This is a genomic window from Actinoplanes sp. NPDC019969, from assembly GCF_055562375.1.
Window position 1 is genome coordinate 573,186 of sequence record NZ_JBVHFK010000003.1, and the last position, 21,722, is coordinate 594,907.

The 21,722-nt window shown below is 71.3% G+C and carries 18 protein-coding genes, 1 tRNA gene and 1 pseudogene; 14 read left to right on the plus strand and 6 right to left on the minus strand.

What is annotated here, in order from left to right; genetic code table 11:
* Nucleotides 1–54 precede the first annotated feature (54 nt).
* The 4 genes from ACZ3II_RS12800 to ACZ3II_RS12815 all read left to right on the plus strand — a co-directional run bounded on the left by ACZ3II_RS12800 (nucleotide 55) and on the right by ACZ3II_RS12815 (nucleotide 1,863).
* Nucleotides 55–201 carry a DUF6882 domain-containing protein gene (locus ACZ3II_RS12800; RefSeq protein ID WP_465517769.1) on the plus strand — a complete coding sequence of 49 codons (147 nt, stop codon included), beginning with the start codon at nucleotides 55–57 and terminating at the stop codon, nucleotides 199–201.
* A gap of 119 nt (nucleotides 202–320) precedes the next feature.
* Nucleotides 321–1,025, plus strand: coding sequence for a HEAT repeat domain-containing protein (locus ACZ3II_RS12805; protein WP_465517770.1), 705 nt, complete (start codon nucleotides 321–323; stop codon nucleotides 1,023–1,025).
* 72 nt (nucleotides 1,026–1,097) lie between these two features.
* Nucleotides 1,098–1,244, plus strand: a complete 147-nt coding sequence (locus ACZ3II_RS12810; protein WP_465517771.1) for a hypothetical protein — start codon at nucleotides 1,098–1,100, stop codon at nucleotides 1,242–1,244.
* Nucleotides 1,245–1,263: 19 nt separating this feature from the next.
* Nucleotides 1,264–1,863, plus strand: a complete 600-nt coding sequence (locus tag ACZ3II_RS12815; RefSeq protein ID WP_465517772.1) for an AAA family ATPase — start codon at nucleotides 1,264–1,266, stop codon at nucleotides 1,861–1,863.
* On the opposite strand, the gene ACZ3II_RS12820 is transcribed toward ACZ3II_RS12815, so the two are convergent.
* Both ACZ3II_RS12820 and ACZ3II_RS12825 read right to left on the minus strand, forming a co-directional pair.
* Nucleotides 1,847–2,296: a hypothetical protein gene (locus ACZ3II_RS12820; protein WP_465517773.1), complete on the minus strand. Its 450-nt coding sequence runs from the start codon at nucleotides 2,294–2,296 to the stop codon at nucleotides 1,847–1,849. The two genes, ACZ3II_RS12815 and ACZ3II_RS12820, sit on opposite strands and share 17 nt — an antisense overlap.
* A 29-nt stretch (nucleotides 2,297–2,325) precedes the next feature.
* On the minus strand, nucleotides 2,326–3,222 hold the full coding sequence (locus ACZ3II_RS12825; protein WP_465517774.1) for an aminoglycoside phosphotransferase family protein: 897 nt from the start codon (nucleotides 3,220–3,222) through the stop codon (nucleotides 2,326–2,328).
* A 940-nt stretch (nucleotides 3,223–4,162) separates the two neighbouring features.
* Here ACZ3II_RS12825 and ACZ3II_RS12830 point away from each other — a divergent pair.
* The 5 genes from ACZ3II_RS12830 (at nucleotide 4,163) to nadE (ending at nucleotide 11,050) form a co-directional block, all read left to right on the plus strand.
* Entirely contained in the window at nucleotides 4,163–6,178 is a 2,016-nt protein-coding gene (locus ACZ3II_RS12830) for a HEAT repeat domain-containing protein (RefSeq protein ID WP_465517775.1), read from the plus strand.
* A gap of 8 nt (nucleotides 6,179–6,186) precedes the next feature.
* Nucleotides 6,187–6,316, plus strand: a tRNA-OTHER gene (locus ACZ3II_RS12835).
* 31 nt (nucleotides 6,317–6,347) lie between these two features.
* Nucleotides 6,348–8,480 (plus strand): TerD family protein, encoded by a 2,133-nt coding sequence (locus ACZ3II_RS12840; protein ID WP_465517776.1) that lies wholly within the window; start codon nucleotides 6,348–6,350, stop codon nucleotides 8,478–8,480.
* A gap of 102 nt (nucleotides 8,481–8,582) precedes the next feature.
* A complete protein-coding gene (locus ACZ3II_RS12845) occupies nucleotides 8,583–10,196 on the plus strand; it encodes a methyl-accepting chemotaxis protein (RefSeq protein ID WP_465517777.1) in 1,614 nt (537 codons plus the stop codon).
* A gap of 29 nt (nucleotides 10,197–10,225) precedes the next feature.
* Nucleotides 10,226–11,050, plus strand: coding sequence for an ammonia-dependent NAD(+) synthetase (gene nadE, locus ACZ3II_RS12850; RefSeq protein ID WP_465517778.1), 825 nt, complete (start codon nucleotides 10,226–10,228; stop codon nucleotides 11,048–11,050).
* Here the strand turns inward: nadE and ACZ3II_RS12855 are convergent, their stop codons facing one another.
* The gene (locus tag ACZ3II_RS12855) at nucleotides 11,051–11,758 is read right to left on the minus strand and encodes a hypothetical protein (protein ID WP_465517779.1); all 708 of its coding nucleotides are present in this window, start codon (nucleotides 11,756–11,758) and stop codon (nucleotides 11,051–11,053) included.
* A 143-nt stretch (nucleotides 11,759–11,901) separates the two neighbouring features.
* Between ACZ3II_RS12855 and ACZ3II_RS12860 the strand changes: the two genes are divergently transcribed.
* The gene (locus ACZ3II_RS12860) at nucleotides 11,902–12,672 is read left to right on the plus strand and encodes an RNA polymerase sigma factor SigF (protein WP_465517780.1); all 771 of its coding nucleotides are present in this window, start codon (nucleotides 11,902–11,904) and stop codon (nucleotides 12,670–12,672) included.
* Here the strand turns inward: ACZ3II_RS12860 and ACZ3II_RS12865 are convergent.
* Nucleotides 12,669–13,199 (minus strand): SMI1/KNR4 family protein, encoded by a 531-nt coding sequence (locus ACZ3II_RS12865; RefSeq protein WP_465517781.1) that lies wholly within the window; start codon nucleotides 13,197–13,199, stop codon nucleotides 12,669–12,671. The genes ACZ3II_RS12860 and ACZ3II_RS12865 overlap by 4 nt on opposite strands.
* Nucleotides 13,200–13,269: 70 nt before the next feature.
* Between ACZ3II_RS12865 and ACZ3II_RS12870 the strand changes: the two genes are divergently transcribed.
* From ACZ3II_RS12870 to ACZ3II_RS12880, 3 genes and pseudogenes are all read left to right on the plus strand, one after another.
* Entirely contained in the window at nucleotides 13,270–13,659 is a 390-nt protein-coding gene (locus ACZ3II_RS12870; protein WP_465517782.1) for a GntR family transcriptional regulator, read from the plus strand.
* Nucleotides 13,656–14,318, plus strand: a pseudogene (locus tag ACZ3II_RS12875) (ABC transporter ATP-binding protein); the annotation flags it as partial. The gene ACZ3II_RS12870 and the pseudogene ACZ3II_RS12875, both read left to right, overlap by 4 nt.
* 952 nt (nucleotides 14,319–15,270) lie before the next feature.
* A complete protein-coding gene (locus ACZ3II_RS12880) occupies nucleotides 15,271–16,086 on the plus strand; it encodes an SAM-dependent methyltransferase (protein ID WP_465517783.1) in 816 nt (271 codons plus the stop codon).
* A gap of 60 nt (nucleotides 16,087–16,146) precedes the next feature.
* Here the strand turns inward: ACZ3II_RS12880 and ACZ3II_RS12885 are convergent, their stop codons facing one another.
* Together ACZ3II_RS12885 and ACZ3II_RS12890 are read right to left on the minus strand one after the other, a co-directional pair.
* Nucleotides 16,147–17,463 (minus strand): extracellular solute-binding protein, encoded by a 1,317-nt coding sequence (locus ACZ3II_RS12885; protein ID WP_465517784.1) that lies wholly within the window; start codon nucleotides 17,461–17,463, stop codon nucleotides 16,147–16,149.
* Nucleotides 17,460–19,346 carry a vWA domain-containing protein gene (locus ACZ3II_RS12890; RefSeq protein ID WP_465517785.1) on the minus strand — a complete coding sequence of 629 codons (1,887 nt, stop codon included), beginning with the start codon at nucleotides 19,344–19,346 and terminating at the stop codon, nucleotides 17,460–17,462. Before ACZ3II_RS12890 ends, ACZ3II_RS12885 begins: the two co-directional genes overlap by 4 nt.
* Nucleotides 19,347–19,488: 142 nt before the next feature.
* On the opposite strand from ACZ3II_RS12890, the gene ACZ3II_RS12895 reads away from it, so the two are divergent.
* Complete coding sequence (locus ACZ3II_RS12895; RefSeq protein WP_465517786.1) at nucleotides 19,489–21,705, plus strand: DUF6055 domain-containing protein; 2,217 nt, start codon at nucleotides 19,489–19,491, stop codon at nucleotides 21,703–21,705.
* Nucleotides 21,706–21,722 lie beyond the last annotated feature (17 nt).

The following is a 21,722-nucleotide window of genomic DNA, read 5'->3' on the forward strand; positions in this document are numbered from 1 at the left end:
CGGTGCGCGGGCTGTGGGAGCGTACGAAGGCGGCCGAGGATCCGGCGGACCGGGGTGATCACCTGGACCTTCCCGGACCGGACGGCGACCGCGCCGGCACAGATCCTCGGCAGCTACAGCCGGTCCGGCGGCACGTGGATGTGGGCCTGGGGGAACCGGGCGATCCTGCTGGGAGGCTCGTTCATCACCTTCCGCCGGTGACGATCACCGCCGCGGGCGGGAAGACGCCGAGCTTCACGATCAACGTCTCGGAGGAGCCGTGATGCCGGGGTGGACGCTTCGCCGAGCAAACCGTTCGACCTGCGGTGGATCATCAGGGCGTGACGAACTTCGACGAGCTCGGCTCCGCGGCGCTCAACGATCCGGCGGCTCTGGACGAGCTGTTGGCCCAGGCCGTGACCGGCTGCGAGGACCCGGATGCCGAGGTTCGCCGTACGGTTGCGAAGTCGCTGGGAACGCAGTCCGGCGAGGAGCTTTGTGTGCCGCTGCTGATGCGGCTGCTCGACGACACCGACGCGCAGGTCCGCCGGTACGCCGCCGGTGGCCTGCCGATCGTCCTGGACGACGAGCCGTCCCCGGAGCATCCGGCGGTCCAGGCCCTGATCGCCCGGCTCGCCGACCGGGAGGCGCTCGTCCGTGACGCCGCCGCGTTCGCGCTCGGCACCCAACTCGACGTCGACTGCCCGGAGCTGCGGGCCGGTCTGCGTGGCCTGCTGCACGAGACGGACACCGAAGAGGCGTACCCCGCAGCGGAGGCCGCCTTCGGGCTGGCCCGCCGCGCCGACCCGGACGTGCACACGGCGATCATCAGGCGCCTCGGTCAACCCGAGGTCGGCTCACTGTGGCTGAAGGCCGCCGCCGAACTCGGCGACCCGCGAATCCTGCCTGCCCTACGGGAACACCGGGCCCCGGACAATCAACCCGGCGATCCGTGGGTGCAGGACCTGGAGACCGCGATCCGCCGCTGCACCAGGGACTTCGCCTGCCGCACAATCACCCCGCCAGCACGTCGTCCGAGGTGCTAGCCCTGTCGGCCCCGAAGGACCAGCATGGACGGGACGTCTATCGGACGACACCGACCCGCGGGCGAGGCGCCGATGAACGAGAACGTCGAACCGGGCACCGTCCTACCCGAGCCGCACGCTGCGCACACGATCACTCTTGATCTTCGGCAGGTCGGCTTCATCGACGCCGCGACCGTCGGAACCCTGCTCCGGCGGGTCCGTTCGGCGCTCGGCCGCTGACCACGGAGTACTCTTCCGCATGCCAGAAGGTCAGGAAACCACCCTGGTCGTGATCCGGGGAAACAGCGGAAGCGGCAAGACCACCACGGCCCGGGAAGTGCGGCGACGGTACGGGCGGGGTTGCGCGCTCGTCGAACAGGACTACGTGCGCCGGGTCGTACTGCGCGAGCACGGCGGCAGCGAACCGGACGCGGTGGCGCCGGGGTTCATCGCCGCGATGGTGCGGTCCGCGCTCGGCTCCGGCTATCACGTGGTGCTGGAAGGCATACTGCACACCCTTCAGTACGGGGATACGCTGCGCGAACTGCTCGCCGGGCACGCCGGGACGACCGGCTGCTTCTACCTGGACGTGTCGTTCGGCGAGACGGTGCGCCGGCACGAGCGCCGCGCCGAGCCGATCCCGGTGACCGCGGAGACCATGCGGGGCTGGTATGCCGAACGGGACCTGCTCGGCGTACCCCAAGAGATCGTCCTGCCGGAAACCGTCACCTTCGACGACGCGGTGACCACCATCCTGCACACCAGCGGCCTCGGTCGTGCCGCCGCGCTCACCCCGTGCCCGTCCCGGTGCCCCCGCTGCGCCGAGAAGGCAGGCTCGGCGGTCAGGGGTTCTCGGTGACGTCCCGGTGGATGACCTCGTAGACCTGCTGCACGGTGAGGCGGTGCCGGTGAGCGATCGCCTCGACCTGGTGCCCCTCGCCGTACTCGGCCACGATCGCCTCCACATTGAGCAGACCCGGCGGCGCGGGATAACTCTGCGGCGGTGGCGGTGGGGTGGGCCAGTCCGGCGGCGGTGGCGCGGGGTGACCCTGCGGCGGTTGCGGCGGCGGGTACTGGTAGCCGGGCGGCGGCTGTGGCTGGTAGTACGCCGGGGGCGGCGCGTAGTAGTCCGGCGGCGGCTGGACCGGCGGGCCGATCTCGTTCTGCACCACCGCGTACACCTGGTCGACGGTGATCCCGTACCGCGCCGCGATCGCGCGCACGTCATAGCCCTTGCCATAGTCGGCGACGATCTGGTCTTCCCAGCGCGGCTGCGCCCCTTCGGTGGTCACCCCGCCAAGCTACCGGTCCCGCGCACGTCTCACCCGGCGGGAAGCAGGGCGTTCAGCACTCGTGCGCAGCGTGCCGGATCGTCGGTGAGCCCGCGTTCCCGGCCCCACAGCCAGTAGTCGACGCACCGGGTGACGACCCACCCGAACGCGATGTCGGCGTCCAGCCGCCCGGCCCGGACGATCACCCGGAGCAGGCGATGCGTGTCGGTTGCGGTCCGCAGGTGGTCGGCGCGGTTCCAGATCAGCTCCGGTACGGCGTACTCCGGCGCTCCCACCATCGGCCGCGGATCCACCGCCAGCCAGGGCCGCCGGGTCCCGGCCAGCACGTTGCCGTAGTGCAGGTCGGCATGGACCATCCGCTGCTCACCGGCATCGGCGAGTTCGTGGGCGTACCGTCGCGCCGCCGCGAACCAGACCGCCGGAACCGGATCGCCGAGCGCCCGCTGCCGGGGCCCGAGCCGCTCGCGGATACCATCAGCGACGTCCCGTAGCGTCGTCAGGCCGGGCGGCGGTTCGACGGCCAGGGTGCGGATCAGCGAACCGGCGATCTCGGCGGCCTCCCACAGCGGAAGCGTGTGCAGCGTGCGGGTGTGGTCGAGGCGTTCCAGCAGCAGGGCGCCCGCGTCCGGATCGGCGTCGGCGAGTGCGGCCACACCCCGCCCGGCCCAGGCCCGCAACGCCATCGCCTCCTGCGCGTTCGCCGCGTCCGGCCAGGCGATCCGCAGCACGAGCGGCTGATCGCCCCGGTGTACGAGAACGGCCAGGCTGAGCGCCCCATGCAACGGTTCGGCGTCGTCGATACTCAACCCCCAGCGTTCGGCGAGCCTTCCGACCAGCCCGGGAAGCGACCTGATCCAGTCCCGCCCGGCGTCCCCGTCGACCCGCCCCCGCCATTCCACAAACGCCTCCGGCACGACAATCACCACCGTTCCCTCCTCACGTCGCTTGAGGTCTCCCCGCGGCTCTCTGCTCAACCAAGTGCTACCACCGAACCTTCTCCAGCTGGTCCTCATGGCTGTCTCCCGGCGCTCGAGACAGCCATGAGAGCCGGCCGAGGGTCCCAGCTGGCCGCCAGTGCTGTGTCCGGGTGGCCGAGACAGCACTGGTGACCAGCCGAGGGTTCCAGCTGGTCGTCATGGCTGTCTCGAGACGGTTGAGGCAGCCATGAGGGCCGGCCGAGGTCCCGGCTGGTCGTCAGTGTCGTCTCGACCGCCCCGAGACCGCACTGACGACCAGCCGGACGGCACCGCGGCCGGGCCTGTCGGCCCCGCGAACGGACATCTCCATCGGCCGCTCGACCTCCAAGGGAGAACGTTCGATCCAGTTGTCTGCTATTCAAGATCGCGGCAGTTGAAAGGGGCTGGCGGCTTGACCGCAACTCGATGTGGAGCAGTGATCATGATGAACGAGCGCCGGCTGTGATCTTGTGCGATTCACGCCGTTGTTTGTCGGCCAAGAACAATAAGAGTCGCGATCTTGGTCAATAGTTGCCGGGATTCCGGATCTCGAAGCACAACTATCGAGGGATTTTCGATCTTGTGCGTTCGGTTCCGCGCTCACCTCCCCAAGATCGGAGCATGGGGCCGGATATGCGCGCCGAATTCCTGATTGTCGAAGTCTTGGTTGTGTCGTCCGAGTGAGGGATTGACAGTTAGTCATCTGTGGAGGCGAGGGTGCCTACGGCTGGGTGCGCGTCTGCCCGGGGTGGGGTAAGTGGGAGAAGGAAAGGGTGAGCATGCGGGTGGCTGAGTGGGAAAAGGCGATGTGATGGGTTCTGGTGTTGGGTGCGGGAAAGGGCGGGCGTCCATCAGGCTGGAGAAAGGGAGGGGGAGGGAGTGGACTGCTGTGGGCGTACACAATGGAGGGATGTGGGGTAAAGATCTTGATGGGGTGGATTGGCGGCGGCTGAAGCACCACTACGGGACGGCCGAGGATGTGCCGGGGTGGTTGCGGGAGAGTGCGGATGACGATTCGGAGCGGGCGGGGGAGGCGCTCGACGAGTTCGACATGGCGGTCTATCACCAGGGTGGCTGGATCTGTCCGGCCGCGGTTGCGGCGCTGCCGTTTCTCGTCGATCTCGCGGTTGGCGCGGTTCATCATCGGGCGGCGATCGTCGAGCTGGTCGGTAGGTTCGTTCATGAGACCGGGCGGATCGGGCCGGAGAACGTCGGCGAGGATTGGCTGGCGGCCCTGGAACGGGAGAAGCCCCGCCTGATGGCGTTGTTCGACGATCCGGATCCGGCGGTGCGCCGTGCGGCGATCGGGGCGGTCAGCGACGACGGGATGCCAGAGCGAGAGGTGCTCGCGGCGCTACGGCGGCGTTGGATGGCCGAAGATGATCGGGTCACTCGCTGGGATCTGATCGGTGCGCTGGGCAGGTTCCCGGAACGGGACGTACGGGCGCTGCTGCACGGGCTCCTCAACGACGCCGACCCGCAGACCGGGCTGGCGGCGGTGCACGCGCTGGCCCGTACCGAACCGGAGATTCCGACGGCCCGCCTGCCGCAACTGGTCACCGCCTGCCGCGATCCTGGCATCGCCGCCTGGTCCGGCTCCGGGTGGATCGGGAGGTCGATCGTTCATCGCACCGGCCAACTGTTGCGGCACGACCGGGTCGCGGCGGCCGAGTTCGCGGTCGCGCTGGGCGGTGGCGAAGGCATGCACCAGGCCGCGGCCCTGCTCGCTCGATGGCGGTCGGCGGGCCCGGCGCTGCACGGATTCCTCGTCGACCGGCTCGCCGACGACGACGCCGAGGTTCGGTTCCGGGCTGCGTACCTGCTGGCCTGCGTGCCAGCCGGGAATGCGGGGATCGCCGGGATCAGCCGGAAAGTCGGGATCGCCAGGGAAACCGGAAACAGCGGGAGCGGCGGAAACAGCGGGATCGCCGGAAACAGCGGGAGCGGTGGGAACGGCGGGAAGGCTGCGGAAGTCGCTGATGCGCTTGTGGCGTTGATCGGTGACAGCACCCCCGCGGGCGGCCGGCGTCATGGCACGGTCGGTGACGCCGCGGTGTGGGCGCTGACCCGGCTCGGTGACGTTCGCTGTCTGCCGGCGGTGCGGGAACGCCTCGCCGGACCACACCTGGGATTCGCTTTCGCCAGCGAGTACTTCACGACCCCACCCGGCTCCTGGCACAGCTTCTGGTTACCGGCTGTCGACGAGGCACTGTCGCCGCTGGCCGCCCACGCCGCCGCGCTGGTCCCCGCTGTCCGGGTCGGCAGCTCGCACGCCCTGTGCCGTCTGCTCGGCGCGTGGGGCCCCGCGTCCGCGCCCGCCGTGTCGCAACTGGTGGCGTTGCTCGGGCACCGCCACCTGGAGGTGACCGCGGCGACCGCGATCGGCGAGATCGGCCCCGCCGTCGCCGACGTCGCCGACGACCTGCGCAAACACGCGCCGATGCCGGCCGCCGCATGGGCGCACTGGCGGCTCACCGGTGACCCGTCGCTGGCGCTTCCCGCGCTGGTACGCGCCGCCAGCCCTCAGGACCTTCGGCTGCTCGGCGACCTCGGACCGCTTGCGGCAGGCCACGCGGACCGGCTGCGCCGGCTTTCCCGTTCGGCCGACGACCGGGTACGGGTGGAAGCCGCCCACACCCACTTCCTCGTCACCGCCGACCCCACCCTGGCCGTCGAGGTGCTGACCGAAGCCGCCGAGCCGCTGGCCGCCGGTGACTGTCTCCCCGTACGCATCACCGCTCTGGAACATCTGGCCGCCATCGGCGCCGAACCCGCCCGCCCCATCGCCCGCGCCGTTGTGGACAGCCCGCACCGGCTGTCCTACTTCGGCGGCTGGCACGTCTTCGCCGCCGACGAACGTCTCCGCGCCGCCGCCACCGCGCTGCTCGGAAACTCGTTGGCTCGCCCCGCCGCGCCCGTGGAATGATCTGCGCCGGGTCGCTAGCTCAACTGGCAGAGCATCCGGCAGGCAGCACGTCCGCTCACCGCCTCGCGCGGTCATGGGGGCGCTTCCTTCTCCTCTTTCGTAATCGGAAGGTTCGGGGTTCGAGTCCCCGGCGACCCGCTTCCCATGCTCCGCGGATCGGAGGGACCACGTGCTCGAGAAGCTGATCATCCAGAGGACTCTGCGCGTGCCCGCGAGCACCGGCGCCTCCGGTGACGGCACGGCGGTGGCCCGCCAGTTGGACGCCGTCCTGCTCGACGCCGGTTTCGCCGCGTCCCGGCCGCTGCTGGAGCACCTCGGCGCCCTGGCCCCCGAGCCGGCGATGGACCTGGCCGCCACCGTCGTCGCGGCGGTGCGTGAGCTGGTCGGCGATCACGTGCGCCACAACGCGTACTTCCTCGGTTTCCCGCACGACGTGCCGGACACCGTGGACTTCTGGGCGGAGCGGCTGCAGGCGGCCGTGCTGGCGGGTGGCCCGGTTCCGTCGGCGGGCCCGCTGAACCTGCTGGAGCTGCCGGGGTACGGGGCCTGCCAGCACTCGTACGCCGATCTGCTGGCCGCCCACGACGACCTGATCGCCGCCGCTGGTGACCGCCTGACCGTCCTGCGTCTCGGTGACACCGTGGACGCCGAGGCGGAGCGGCTCTATCTGTCGCTGGCCGGGAGCGCCGCCCCGCTCGGCCCGGCCGACCTGGCGATCCTCGGTGAACTCGTGGTCGCCCGGATGGACGGCCCCCAGCCCGCCGACATCCCGGTCCGGGAGAACCGTGCCGTCCTCAACGGCATCCGCCTGGTCCTCGGCCGCCCGCTGGTCGCCGTGGACACCGTCACCGACGTGCTGCGCCTGGCCTGCCACGTGTCCGGTGGTGACGTGTCGCTGGCCGCGCCCACTCGTTTCCGGCCGTTCCCGCGCCGGGAACGGCGGATCCTGCTGGCCGCCCTGGACACTGTCGTCGCCGCGAGCCCGGCGAAGCTCGGCGACGTCGCCCGCTATGCGGAACGCTGGAAGCGGCTCGGCGAACGGCTGCACCCGCACGAGTACGGCCAGTGGCCGTACGCCCAGCAGGTGTTCGCTGTCGCCCGGGGCGAGGAGCGGGCGCCGAGCCTGGCCGGCCGGGCCGAGACGGCGATCCGGGCGGGTGAGATCGCCCCGGCGGCCACGGTGCTGTCCGCCGCGCCGGGCCTGCTGCTGCGTTCCGCCGACCGGCTGTTGCGGCTGGCGTCCCCGGTGGACCGGGCCGCCGTCGTGGAGGTGGTGACCGGCGCGCTCGGTGCGGCGTCCGGCCGGGTGCTGTGCTCGCTGCGGGAGCACGTCGCGAACCGGCTGACGCCGGAGGCGGCCCGGATGTACGTGGGCCGCACCCAGCGTGCCTTCCTCGGCCCGGACCGCCGGCCCCCGCTGCCGGCCGGTCTCGTGGACGAGCTGTCGGCGCTGCTCGACGCCGAGATCAGCGCCCGCCTGCCGGAGCCGCCGCACCCGCTGCTGGTGGACCCGGCGGTGCTGGACGTGGCGCTGCCGCTGACCGGGAAGGCGTCCGAGGGCGGGTTCGCGGTGCTGCCCCGGGGGTCGCGGGCGCGGGTCTCGGGGGAGCTGCTGCGGTTCTTCACGTACTGGCGGCAGACCGCCCGGCGCACCGACTACGACCTGTCGGTGCTGATGCTCGACGACACGTTCCACCTGTCGGGTCAGGTGTCGTTCACCAACTACCACCACGACGGGGTGGTGCACTCCGGTGACCTCACCGACGCGGCCGACGGCGCCACCGAGTTCATCGACGTGCCGCTGACGGTCCGGGCGCCGTACGTGGTCCCGCAGGTCAACATCTTCGCCGGCGAGTCGTTCGACGAGGTCGCCGAGTCGATGTTCGGCTACCAGACGCGCGACCGGGACCAGCGCGGGGCGCCGTTCGAGGCCCGGACCGTACGGTCCCGGTCGCAGATGCGCGGTCACGGCCGGGTGGCGCTGCCGATGGTGTTCGCCCGTGACGCCGACGGCTGGCAGGCGGTGTGGCTGCACCTGTACCTGACCGGCCGGCCGGCGTTCAACCAGGTCGAAGGCAACGCGGTCGGCACGGCGGACCGGGTGCGGGCGCTGGTGGAACGACGGTATCTGACGATGGCGTACCTGCTGGACCGGTGGCGTGGCCGCGCCGACGTCACCACCTGGGACGGCGAGCTGCCGGACCACCCGGTCAGCTTCGTCGGCATCGAGGCCCCGGAGGGGCTGCCGGACGGATCGGAGATCTACACCCTGGACCGGCTCACCGAGCTGATCCCGGGGTGACGGCCTGAGCCGTTCTTCGGCTCAGATCACTCCGTCTCCCGCCGAACCTCAGGCCACCCCATATCCCCGCCGAACAGATAGGCGGAGAGATGGGGTGGCCTGATGAACGTGCAGGACGTGAGCGTCGGCAAACGGCTCGGCGCGTCGTACCTCGTGCTCACGGCGCTCATCGTGACCGCCGCCGGCGTCGGCTGGTGGGGCATCCGGCAGCAGGCGGACGCCGGCCGTGAGCTGGAGGCCCTGGAACGGCTGCGCGACCAGATCGAGGACGCCACCTACAACGCGGCGGACGTGACCGGCTGGCAGGGCCTGGTCATCGCGGACGCGGGAGCGTTCGGATACCGGTTCGCCACCGGCCCCGACGGCTACAACCGGCAGGGCGAGCTGAAGGCCAAGGAGAAGGTGTACGCGGGCCTGGCCGCCACTGACGTGTCGATCATGACGGCTGCCGAGCGGGAGCAGTTCGCCCAGCTCAAGCCGGCCTGGGACGAGTTCTTCACCTGGGACGACACGCTCATGGAGTGGCTCGCCGCGGACACCCAGGCGGCCCGGGCCAAGGTGATGACCAGTGTGAACGGCGGTGAGGCGTCGGCCGCGTACAGCAAGGTCCTGGATGTGACGGCGGCCCTGGACACCTCGGTCGAGGCACGCGCCCAGACGTTGCGGGCCGAGATCCAGGACGTGCGGGACACGGCGGTACGGGTCCTCGCCGCCGCCCTGGCGCTCGCCGTCGTCCTGGCCGTGTTGATGGGCGCCTGGACCACCCGCTCGGTCGTCCGGCCGCTCGCCGCCGTGGTCACCGGCCTGAACCGGCTGTCCGGCCGCGACCTGACGGTCCGGGTCGAGCTGAACCGCCGCGACGAGATGGGCCGCCTCGGCGACGCTCTCAACCAGACCGCCGCCTCGCTGCGGGACACCGTCGCCGCGATCGCCGGGCACGCCGGCACCGTGGACGCAGCCTCGCAGGACCTGTCCGGGGTGTCGGCCCGGATCGCGGCCGCCAGCGCCGACATGGAGGCGCAGTCGGCCACCGTCGCGTCGTCGGCCGCGCATGTCTCCAGCAATGTGCACACGCTGCAGGCCGGCAGCTCCGAGATGACCCAGGCGATCGACGAGATCGCCCGTAACGCCGGTGACGCCGCCCGGGTGGCGGGCGAGGCGGTGACCGCGGTCCGGCAGACCAATCAGACGGTCGGCAAACTCGGCGAGTCGTCGACCGAGATCGGCAACGTCGTCGCCATGATCACGTCGATCGCGGAGCAGACCAACCTGCTGGCACTGAACGCCACCATCGAGGCCGCCCGCGCCGGTGAGCTGGGCAAAGGGTTCGCCGTGGTGGCCGGCGAGGTCAAGGACCTGGCCCAGGAGACCGCCAAGGCCACCGAGGAGATCTCCCGCCTGATCAAGGCGATCCAGGTCGACTCGGCGGGCGCCGTGCAGGCGATCAACGAGATCGGCGACGTGGTGGACCGGATCAGCGACTTCCAGACGCTGATCGCCGCGGCCGTGGAGGAGCAGACCGCGACGACCGGCGAGATGAGCCGCAACGTCGCCGAGGTCGCCGACAGCAGCGCGGACATCGCCGCCAACATCTCCGGTGTGGCCACCGCCGTCGGCACCACCACGACGGTGGTCCGCGAGGCCCGGGAGAGCGCCGACAACCTGGCCCGGACCAGCACCGAGCTGCGCGAGCTGGTCGCGGGGTTCAAACTCTAGGAGTCTGAATCGGTCAGTAGAGTGCGAATATGGCGAACCTACGGCAGCAGATCCGTGCGGAACTCGGTGTCAAGCCGGTCATCGAGCCGAAGGAGGAGATCCGGCAGCGGATCGAGTTCCTGAAGGACTACCTCCGGTCCACTCCGGCCCAGGGGTTCGTGCTCGGTATCAGCGGTGGCCAGGACAGCACCCTCGCCGGCCGGCTGTGCCAGCTCGCCGCGGAGGAGCTGCGGGCCGAGGGGCGGGCGGCGACATTCGTCGCGGTGCGCCTGCCGTACGGGGTGCAGGCCGACGAGCACGACGCGCAGACCGCCCTGGCCTTCATCGGCCCGGACCGTTCGATCGCGGTGAACGTGAAGCCGGGCGCCGACGCGGTGTCCGCCGAGGTCGCGGCCGGCGCGGGGGAGCCGCTGCGGGACTTCGTCCGCGGCAACATCAAGGCCCGGGAACGCATGGTGATCCAGTACGCGATCGCCGGCCAGTCGAACCTGCTGGTCGCCGGCACCGATCACGCGGCCGAGGCGGTGACCGGCTTCTTCACCAAGTACGGCGACGGCGGCGTGGACGTGATCCCGCTGACCGGCCTGACCAAACGCCAGGGGGCGGCCCTGCTGCGGGAGCTGGGCGCGCCGGCCAGCACCTGGCAGAAGGTGCCGACGGCGGACCTGGAGGACGACCGGCCGGCGCTGCCCGACGAGGTCGCCCTCGGTGTCACGTACCAGGACATCGACGACTACCTGGAGGGCGCCGACGTCACGGCGGAGGTGGCGGCGCGGATCGAGTCCACGTTCCTCGCCACCCGGCACAAGCGGGCCCTGCCGGTCAGCCCGTACGACGACTGGTGGCGTTCCTGATCAGCCCCGGACCCACCGGTCGCCGCCGTCGAACAGGTAGCGGCGCCGTTCCGTGGCGCCGTCGGCCTTGCGGACGGTGGTGACGATCGCTCCGTTCTGGACGGCGTAGGAGAGGAACGTCATCCGGCCCTCCTCGGTGCGCGGATCGGCCGGGATGAACCCGTACTCGCCGGGATCCTTCTGGGCGAAGGCCAGCTGGACCGGGATGAGCGCCTGATCGACGCCGTCCCGGCCGCACTCGATGAGGATCAGCGCGTCCTCGGTCGCCGGGGCGATCGCGGATTCCTCGGTGAGGAACTCGGCGTACACCGGATTCGCGCCGCCCGGCAGCATCGCGCAGACGGCCGGGCCGGAGACCGCCCGGCCGTCGCGGAACTCCAGGTCGCCGACGTTCTGGAAGCCGACGCCGCCGAGCCGGGTGTTGAACCAGTCGGTGTTGCGGATCCGGCTCGGGTTCCTGGCGCGCGACGGTGAGACGGTGACGGCTGGCGTCCGGGACGGTGTGCCGGTGGACGTGGCCGGAGTTGACGGGGCCGGGGTGGTGGCCGAGGACGCGACGGTCGACGGTGGGGTGGTGGCCACCGGCGTCGTGGACGTGGGTGGGGAGGTGCCCACGGGGCGCGCCTCGCCGGCGATCCGCTCCGGTCCCGGTGTGCAGGCGGCCAGGGTGGACAGGCCGGCGGCCATGATCAGAGGCAGCGCGCGCATGGTGTTTCCTCACCTCACGGGAGCGGTTTCAGAAGGTGTGATGCACGCCGCGGCGACTTCGTTCGGAAAAATCTTAGAACCGGTTTGCCCGCCGGTGGATGTGGGGAACAACGGGCCGCACGCACATCCACGGAGGGATCTCGATGACCGTCGTCGTTGACAGCGCGGTACAGGCCGACGAACTCATTCAGGCGCTGGCCGCGATGCCGGCCGGGCACCCGTCGCGGCCGGCTCTGCGGGACCGGACGATCGAGGCGTGGCTGCCGCTGGCCCGGCATCTGGCCAACCGGTACGCCAACCGTGGCGAACCCCGCGACGACCTGCACCAGGTCGCCATGCTGGGCCTGATCAAGGCGGTCGACCGGTTCGAGGCCGACCGTGGCGTCGACTTCGCCGGCTTCGCGATCCCGACGATCGTGGGTGAGCTGAAGCGGCACTTCCGCGACCGTACCTGGTCGGTGCGCGTGCCCCGGCGCCTGCAGGAGCTGCGGCTGTCGATCACCGCCGCCAACAACACGCTGACCAACACCCTGGGCCGTTCGCCGACGGTCGCCGACATCGCCGTCCACCTGGGCATCAGCGAGGACGAGGTGATCGAGGGCCTGGAGGGCGCCCGGGCGTACCAGTCGACCAGCCTGTCCACTCCGGTCTCCGAGGGCGGGGCGGAGCTCGGCGACACGCTCGGCGGCGAGGACGCCGGGTTCGCCAACGCCGAGCTGCGGGTCGCGCTCGGCCCGGCGATGGCGAGCCTGGACGAGCGCGAGCAGAAGATCGTCAGTCTGCGCTTCTACGGCAACCAGACGCAGCAGCAGATCGCCGAGCAGATCGGCATCTCACAGATGCACGTGTCCCGGCTGCTGACCAAGGCCCTGGCCAAGCTCCGCAACCACCTGGACGCCGACGCGGTCGTCTAACGAACGGGTTCACCGAATTCGTCGAAGGGGCCGTTGACGGTCCCTTCGACGAATTCTTCCAGCTCCTCCAGCAGCGGCCGGGCATCCGCGAGGACCTCCGCGACGGTCCGCGGCGCGCCTTGCGCGAGCGCGACGATATCCGGAACGGCCACGGGCGTACGCTCCAGCTCGTCGACCGCCTCCACCGGGCCGACCCCGCCGGCCAGGAGCCACAGATAGTCGCCGAGGTTCTTGGCGAGCACCGCCAGCTCCCCCTCGGAGCCGAGGAACACCACCGGTTGCGTGTCGATGTCCGCCGCCGGATCCCGGACCCAGATCGCGGCCAGGCCGCCGGTGCCGTCCTGCCCGAAACACCGCAGCGGGGGCACTCCCGCGTCCTCGTTGCCGGTCCACGCCGTCCACCAGTCGCCGAGTTCCTCCGCGGAGTCGAACTCGTCGTACGGCTCGAAGTCGTGTCCCTCGTGGTCGGTGGCGAACGGTGCGGTCAACGCGGCGGCCAGCAGAGCCGGCATCTTCTGATCGAACACGCCCCGAGCCTAGCGGCTGGGATCGGTCCATGCCTATTCTACTAGGCAACTAGTGGAATGGGGTGACGAGGTGATCGAGTTCCATCTGGACCCGCGGTCCGGCGTCGCGCCGTACCTGCAGCTCATCCAGCAGGTTCGGCACGCGCTCCGGCTCGGGGTCCTGCACGAGAACGACAAGCTGCCCACCGTCAAGGAGGTGGTGGCCCGGCTCGCGATCAACCCGAACACGGTGTCGAAGGCCTACCGCGAGCTGGAGTACGAAGGGCTGGTCACGGCCCGGCCCGGGCTGGGCACGTTCGTCACCCGCACGCTGGGCGGCGAGTCGTTGAGCAGCCACGAGCCGCTGCGCCAGGACCTGCAGCGCTGGCTCGCCGAGGCCCGCGCGGCCGGGCTCGACGACGAGAGCATCGAAGCGCTGTTCCTCAGCACTTTTCGCACGTTTTCGGGAGCCCGATCGTGACTGGCGCCCTGATCGCCGAGAACCTGACCAAGCGGTACGGGCGCCGTCCCGCCCTGCACGACTGCAGCCTGGACATCCCGGCCGGGCACGTCGTCGGCCTGGTCGGCCCGAACGGCGCCGGCAAGTCCACACTGCTCCAGCTGGCCTGCGGGCTGCTCGATCCGACCGCGGGGCGGATCGAGGTGCTCGGCGACCGGCCGGTCAGCGGCTCACCCAGGGTCGGCTTCGTCGCCCAGGACACCCCGGTCTACGCGGGCCTGACCGTCGCCGACCACCTGCGGATGGGCCGGCACCTCAACCCGTCCTGGGACGCGGCGCTCGCCGAGCGGCGGATCGCCCAGGTCGGCCTGGACCCGGCGCAGAAGGCGGGCCGGCTCTCCGGCGGCCAGCGCGCCCAGCTGGCCCTGGCCGTCGCCGCCGCGAAACGGCCCGACCTGCTGCTGCTCGACGAGCCGGTGGCGGCCCTCGACCCGCTCGCCCGGCGCACCTTCCTGCAAGGGCTGATGGAGTTCACCGCCGAGCGGCGGATCAGCGTGATCATGTCCTCGCACCTGGTCGCCGACCTGGAACGGGTCTGCGACTACCTGATCGTGCTCGTCGCCTCCCGGGTCCGGGTCGCCGGCGAGGTGGACGACCTGCTGGCCGGCCATCACCGGCTGGCCGACCTGACCGGTCTCACCGGCTGTCGGGGCGCCGCCTGCGACAGCGCCGGCGAAGCGTTCCTCGAAGCCCTGCAACCACGCTGGGCCAACGACTTCCACCTCGCCGCCATCGCGGCCCTGTTCCTGCTGCCGGCTCTGGTGGGCATCTTCTGGGGCGCCCCGATGGTGGCCCGGGAGCTGGAGACCGGCACGTACCGGATGGTCTTCAGCCAGTCCGTCAGCCGGGGCCGCTGGCTGCTCGTCAAGCTGCTGGTCGCCGGTGGGGCCGCGGCGCTCGGCGCCGCCCTGCTCAGCCTGACGCTGAGCCGGTGGGCGCAACCCATCGACGCCGCCTCGGCGGACCGGATGAAGCCGCTGGTGTTCGCGGCCCGCGGGATCGTGCCGATCGGTTACGCGGTCCTCGCGTTCACCCTGGGCGTCACCGCCGGGCTGCTGCTGTGGCGGACCGTCGCCGCGATGGCGGTGACCCTGCTGCTGATCGTCGGCGCCCAGATCGCCGCGCCGTTCGTGGTGCGCCCCTGGCTGGCGCAGCCGGTCACCACGCTCAGCCCGCTGCGGATGGGGGAGCACTACGGCCTCTCGATGAGCCCCGACACCGGGGCGATGAGGATCCAGCTGGAGCCCGAACAGCGCGGGGACTGGGTGCTGTCGAGCACCGTGGTGACCGCGTCCGGCGCGGAGTTCCGCGGGCCGGCGGACCGGACCCAGTGCGGCCCGGACGCGCCGCGCGACCGCGAGACCTGCCCCCGGTGGCTGGAGCAGCAGAACCTCAGGCAGCAGATCGTCCATGTGCCTGGCTCGCGGTACTGGGCCCTGCAGTGGCGTGAGTTCGGCCTGCTGATCGCTCTGAGCGTGGTGCTGGCCGGGTTCTCCCTCTGGTGGATCCGGCGCCGGCTGGCCTGACCACCGCCACAGTGGACAAGATGAGGATCAGCGCTATCGTGCTCGTGTGGATCACACCAGTGCGGTAGCCCGCGGGATCGACCCGACCCAGGCGCACCCGGCCCGGCGGTACAACTACTGGCTCGGGGGCAAGGACAACTTCGCCGCGGACCGGGCGTCCGGGGACGAGCTGGAGCGCCTGTTCCCGAAGGTACGGCTCGGCGCGCTGGCCAACCGGGAACTGCTGCGCCGCGCCACCCGCTACCTGACGGTGGAGGCCGGGATCCGGCAGTTCCTGGACATCGGCACCGGGCTCCCGACCGCTGACAACACCCACGAGGTGGCGCAGCGGCACGCCCCGGACAGCCGGGTGGTCTACGTGGACAACGACCCGATGGTGATGACGCACGCGCAGGCGCTGCTCAACAGCCATGCCGAGGGGCGTACGGCGTACATCGAGGCTGACCTGAACGACCCGGAGGCGATCCTCGCCCACCCGGTGCTGCACGACACCCTGGATCTGAAGCAGCCGGTCGGGCTGATGCTGATCGCCGTCCTGCACTTCGTCCACGGGCACGGCGCGGCGAAACCGATCGTCAGCCGGCTGCTGGACGCGCTGCCGTCCGGCAGTTACCTGGTCGCCACGCACGCCACCTCGGACTTCGGCACCCCGGAGCAGCAGGCGCTGTACCAGCGGCTGGTGGAGCAGGGGAAGTCGGACGTGTGGACCCGGACCCGGGACGAGTTCGCCGGCCTGTTCGACGGCCTGGAGCTGGTCGAACCGGGGATCGTGCCGGCCAGCGAGTGGCACCCGGAGCCGGGCGCCGTCGTCCCGGCCCGTTCCGACATCAACGTCTGGACCGCCGTCGGCCGCAAACCGTAAACCCCGGCGTGTGGAGTTGCGGCGCGTATGACGGCCGAACTCCACACGCCGTCGGGGCCCTTAGCTCAGCCTGCCGTGCAGGGCGTCGGTCAGGCGGGACACGGCGTCGGCGGGCAGGTTGCCGTCGCTGTTGAGGGTCTGCGTGACGATCTCCTGGAAGGTGCTGCTGAACAGGGCGTAGTGGGTGCTCTCCGGCCGCGGCCGGGCGGTGCCGAGGGCGGTGAGCAGCGTCGGCGCGTACGGCCGGTTGCGCAGCACCTGCGGATCGGAGTACACGCCGGTACGGGTGGCCGCCAGCCCGCCGTCGCGGAACAGCCGGCGCTCGCTCTCCTCGCTGGTCAGGAACTCGATCAGCTCCTGCGCGGCCCGCGGGTTGTCGGTGCTGCTGGCGATGGCCAGGTTCTGCCCGCCGAGCACGCTCGGGCCGGGCAGGGCACGGACCCCGAAGTCCTTCAGCGGCTGGTCCCCGGCGCGCAGGAGCCCGTACGCCACCGGCCAGTTGCGCATCAGCGCGACCTTCCCGGCCCGGAACGCCTCCCGGCTGGTGTCCTCGCGGAACGTCGACCGCGGGTGCACCGCCGGTGGCACGTCGCCGTTGCGTTTCATCGCCTGGGCGAGTCTGCGCAGCCCGGCCTGTGCCGGCGCGCTGTCGATGACGACCAGGTCCTGGTCGGCGTCGTACACGTCGCCGCCCTCGGCCCAGATCGCCTCCAGGGCGCTGACGGTCAGGCCCTCGTAGCCGTCGAGCGGGGTGACGAACCCGGCCTCGATGTCGGGCATGATCCCGGTGAGCGCGCGCACGTCGTTGGGGTCCGGCGGCAGCGCTGACGGCAGGGCGTCCTCCGGCACTCCGGTGCGGTAGTACAGCAGCCCGGCGTCGGTGTTGAACGGCAGCGCCCACAGTTTCCCGTCGAACCGGCAGGTCGCCAGCGGCCCGTCGAGGAACCCGGTGGTGTCGGACTCGTTCAGCGGCAGGATGAACCCGGCCGACGCGAACGAGGCGGTCCAGGTGGTGTCCAGGTTGTAGATGTCGGCGTCCGGGGTGTCCGACTGGGCGGTCGCCCGCATCTCGCTGTGCTGGGCGTCCGCGCTCGGGGGAAGGCTGACGATGCGCGCCGGGGTGTCCCGGTGCCGGGCGTTCCACTCCTCGATCAGTTTCTGGCGCTGCCCGCCGGTGCTCTCGTCGGCGCCGGAGTAGATCACCAGCTCGGCACGGCCGCTCTGCGCCGGCGGCTGCGACGCCCCGCCGCCCCAGTCGAACACGGCCGAGGCGGTGAGCAGCACGGACACCGTCAGGGTGACGCCGACTATCAGACCGCCGATGGGGGTCTTCACCCACTGGAAGGGGCCGGTCAGCGTCGTCGGGAGAAATCTCACTGTCCGCTCCACAGGTTCTCGAAGAGCCGCGCCATGGTCTCCGGGACCGCCTCCGGCACGGCGGTCAGGCATTCGCCGCGGCCGGCGCGGGTCAGCTGGTCCAGCGGGCCGGTCCCGGAGAGGCTGTCGCACCGGGCCTCGCCGGTGGCGATCACGTACAGCCGGACGTCGGCGGTGGCCAGGCGCCGGACCCGGTCCACGGTGGCGCGCAGGCCGGGACCGCCGCCGCTGTCCTCGCCGTCGGTCAGCACCACCATCGCCCGGATCCGGTCACCACCGGGCCGGGTGGCCAGGGTGCCCAGGCCGTCCACGACGGTGTCGTACAGCGGGGTGGCGCCGGCCGGCCGGACCGTGCGCAGGGTGTCGGTGACCGCCCGGCGGTGCCGGTCCGAGCCGGCCGCGACGGCGACCAGCTCGTAGGACCCGCGGCCCCGGGCGGGCGGGAACGACCACAGCCCGACCTCGTCGCTCGGGCCGAGCCGGCCGAGCGCCTGGCCCACCCCCTGCACCGCGATCGTGAAACGGCCCGACTCGGCCATCGACCCGGACGCGTCGACGGCGAGCAGGACCCGGCCCGGGCGCTTGGCTTTCTCGTACAGCGCAAGGGTTTGACCGGGGTCGTGCGGAACACACGCGTTGAGGTCGAGGTCGTTGCAGGCCGGATGCGGCTCGCCGAGGCCGGCCTCGGACAGGTGCTGGTCGGCGTCCGCGCCGCGCAGCCAGTCCCGGAATCCCTCGACGGCCCGCCGCTGCCGCGCGCCGGACCAGGAGAACTGCACGAACGGGTGGTCCAGCGCGGGCGCCGACCGGAGCACCACCGGCTCCGGCAGGTCGGCGGGCGCCGGCAGCGGCACCTGGCAGGCGCCGCCGAGCGCCTTGCCGGCGGCGAACCGCTGCCACGTGCGCAGACTGGTCAGGACGGCAGGCGGGGTCCGGCCCTCACGCAGGTAGGCGCAGAGCACGCCGGTCTCGTCGGTGGCCGAGCTGGTGGAGTCGAAGACGACCCGGGCGCGCCGGTGGGCCACGTCCGGGCCGACCAGCTCACCGCCGGCGCCACGCAGGTAGACATCGGCGGCGAGCAGCCCGGCGGGGGAGGCGGCCGGGTCCGGCGCGGCCAGCGAAGGCGCCCGGTCGGTGCGGTTGAGCAGCGCCGACACCAGCTCGGGCAGGCTCTGGGTGTCGGAGTCCGGCACGTCCGGCACGTCGGTTCCGGCGAGGACGATCGGGGACGTGGCGATCGAGGTGACGCGTTCGAGCGGGGTCGGCAGGGCGCCTTTGATCACGATGTCGTGGACCCGGCGGACGTCCAGGATCGAGTCCGGCAGCCAGACGTCCGGGCGGGGGCCGATCTGCTCGAGCGGGCGTTCGGTCTCGGCGTCGGCCCACCGGCGGGCCAGGGCGCCGCTGACCACGGAGGTGCCGGCGGCATAGACGTACGGGTACACCGCGGGGCATCCGCCGTTGTCGTGGGCGGTGACCCTGGCGTACTCCCGGGTGAGCTCGCGGACCGCCGCGGCGCCCTCCGGCGAGGTGAGCACGCGCAGTTCGAGGGCCTGCGGGCAGGCGCCGTCGTCGCGGGTCAGCTCGAGGACGGTCACGACGGCGGCGGCGACCAGGATGAGCGCCGCCACCCCGGCCACGGCCTTGCGGGAGCGCATCCGGCCGGGCGGGACGATCTTGTCGATCATGCGGGTGTGGAACTCGACGAAGCCGACCGTCGACAGGCCGACTCCCGCCGCCACCATCGCGGCGGCCATCTTCACCCACCGGTTGTCGACCGCGTCCAGCGCGTACAGCGCGAGACCCAGGTTCGCGAAACCGATCGCCACGGCCACGAACTGGCGTGCCCGGCGATTGCGTGGTTCGTCCGTCTTCTCCGGCACGTGGCATGCGCCTCCACTGGCCCGCCTCACCGCGGGCTCCCAGTGTAGGCAGAGCCGCAACGTCGATCTATGTGTGGGGATTTCTTAAGGGGTGATTAAGCCGATTTGGGAGCGATCCCACATTGGTCTAGGGTTCCCGGGCATGCCGATCCCCCGAGCGCGATCACGCCGACAGTTCTGGCTGGTCATCGCGGCAGCCCTCGTCCTTCTGGCCGGCGCCGGCCTGGTCCCGCAGATCATGTCGCGGGCGTCCGCCGCCGCCAAGACCGTCTACATCCCCTCGCACTGGACCTCGACCGGTGAGGTCCCGTGGGTCGCCCCCCGTTCCCGCGAATCGAACAACTTCATCCTTCTGTGGGGTGAGAAGTCGGGCACCGACCCGGCGGCGGCGACCGCCCCCTACAAGTTCGACCCGGCCGACATCCTCGACCAGCTGGAGAACCTGTACGGCTTCTACGTGAACACGATGAAGTTCACGCCGGAGACCGGACTGCTCGCCCAGCACAAGATCATCGTGATCGTCACGAACACCTGGAACCGCACCGAACTCAACGCCTGGGCCACCGGCGGCTCGGTCGACGGCAAGGTCGGCGTCATCAACGTCGCCCCCGGCGCGGCCCTGCCCGGCTCCTGGGGCCTGGCCCACGAGCTGGCCCACGTCTTCCAGAACTACACGTTCCTCGGCCGCAGCGGGTACGGCTTCACCGACCCGTCGGCCGGCACCTTCTGGGAGACCAGCGCCGAGTTCATGGCCATGCAGACGCTGCCCACCACCGCGGCCGGCGACCTGACCCGGTGGCTGCCCTCGGAGAACCTGTACTACAGCTCCAGCCGTCACCACTACGGCAACTGGATGCTGCTGCAGTACATCAAGGACCGCGACGGCCTGCCGATGGTCAACCGGATCTGGAACGAGGCGCGCGCCAACGAGCACCCGCTCGAGGTGTACCGCAGGATCGCCGGGATCGACCAGGCCGAGCTGAACCGCAGGCTGGGGGAGTACGCGACCCGCACGGTCACCTACGACTTCGGCAACCGGTCGACGCTGATGCCGTTCATCACCAGTGTCTGGGGCGCGGGCTTCCTCAACGCCTACAACGGCGGCAACGTCGAGGCCGTCGACGCGAGCCAGAGCCACTACCGGATCAACGCGCGGGTCGCGCCGGCCGATTACGGCTTCAACAAGATCAAGCTGGTGCCGTCGGCTGACGGTGGCGTGGTCAGGCTGCGGCTCAAGGGGCACGCCGAGACCGGCGCCAGTGGGTGGACGTTCGGGCTGGTCGCGGTCAAGAACGGCACGCCGCGGTACTCCCCGCTCACGTCCGGGACCGATGGCCGGGTCGAGTTCCCGCTGGCGGCGGGGGAGAGCGAAGTGTGGCTGGTCGTCACGGCCACGCCGAGCGCGGTGCCGCACTACGGGTTCCTCGACGGATACACCACGGCACGGCGATTCCCGTACGAGTTCCGCGTCTCCGGCGCCACCCCGTCCGGGTTCGAACCCGGCCACGTCAAGCCGGCCCCGACCGGGGGAGGTCGCTGGCACACCAACGGCGGCGGGTGGGTCGCGGCGAACGCATCCGTGGCCTCGACCGCGTACGTCGGCCCGAAAGCCGCCGTGATGGCCGGCACGGTCACCGGCAACGCCCGGATCGAGGGCCTCGGCTGGGTCAACGGCGGCACCGTCGGCGGCAACGCGGTGGTCAAGGACAACGCCCTGATCCAGGCGGGCGCCAACCTGTCCGGCAGTGTGGTGGTGGGCGGCGACGCGGAGATCGCGTTCGCCTGCTCGTCCGGCACGTACCTGCTGTTCGACCCGGACCGCAAGTGTGACGGCGCGGCAGGCGAGACCGACGTCAACCCGTCGGTCACGGCCTTCCCCAGCGCGGATCTGGCCCTGACCGGGACGACCACACCGACCCCGGCGCCTACCACCGGCGCCAACCTTGCTTCGACGGCGACGGCTTCCGCCTCCTACACCTCATCGTGGGAGTCGATCGCTGCCATCAATGACGCCCGCGAACCGAAGGCCTCCAACGACACGGCGAACTCCCGCTGGGGTACGTGGCCGCAGAGCGGAACCCAGTGGGCCGAGCTGCGCTGGCCGTCCCCGGTCACCGTCGGGCGCGCCCAGGTCTACTTCTTCGACGACAACGGCGGCGTACGCCTGCCCGCCTCCTGGCGACTCCAGTCCTGGAACGGCAGCGCCTACGTGGACGTGCCCGCCGACTATCCGAAGGCCGCGAACGCCTACAACACGGTCACATTCCCGCCGGTCGGCACCACCAGGCTGCGGGTCGCGCTGACCTCCTCCGGAACCAGCTCGGTCGGCCTGCTCGAAGTGAAGGCCTTCGCCTCCTGAATCTGGGAACGGCCCTC

Bases quoted from the DNA above. Each gene is read 5' to 3' on its own strand.
- ACZ3II_RS12895 (WP_465517786.1), top strand. From the start codon at position 19,489: ATGCCGATCCCCCGAGCGCGATCACGCCGACAGTTCTGGCTGGTCATC.
- nadE (WP_465517778.1), top strand. From the start codon at position 10,226: ATGGCGAACCTACGGCAGCAGATCCGTGCGGAACTCGGTGTCAAGCCG.
- ACZ3II_RS12855 (WP_465517779.1), bottom strand. From the start codon at position 11,758: ATGCGCGCGCTGCCTCTGATCATGGCCGCCGGCCTGTCCACCCTGGCC.
- ACZ3II_RS12830 (WP_465517775.1), top strand. From the start codon at position 4,163: ATGTGGGGTAAAGATCTTGATGGGGTGGATTGGCGGCGGCTGAAGCAC.
- ACZ3II_RS12815 (WP_465517772.1), top strand. From the start codon at position 1,264: ATGCCAGAAGGTCAGGAAACCACCCTGGTCGTGATCCGGGGAAACAGC.
- ACZ3II_RS12810 (WP_465517771.1), top strand. From the start codon at position 1,098: ATGAACGAGAACGTCGAACCGGGCACCGTCCTACCCGAGCCGCACGCT.
- ACZ3II_RS12845 (WP_465517777.1), top strand. From the start codon at position 8,583: ATGAACGTGCAGGACGTGAGCGTCGGCAAACGGCTCGGCGCGTCGTAC.
- ACZ3II_RS12860 (WP_465517780.1), top strand. From the start codon at position 11,902: ATGACCGTCGTCGTTGACAGCGCGGTACAGGCCGACGAACTCATTCAG.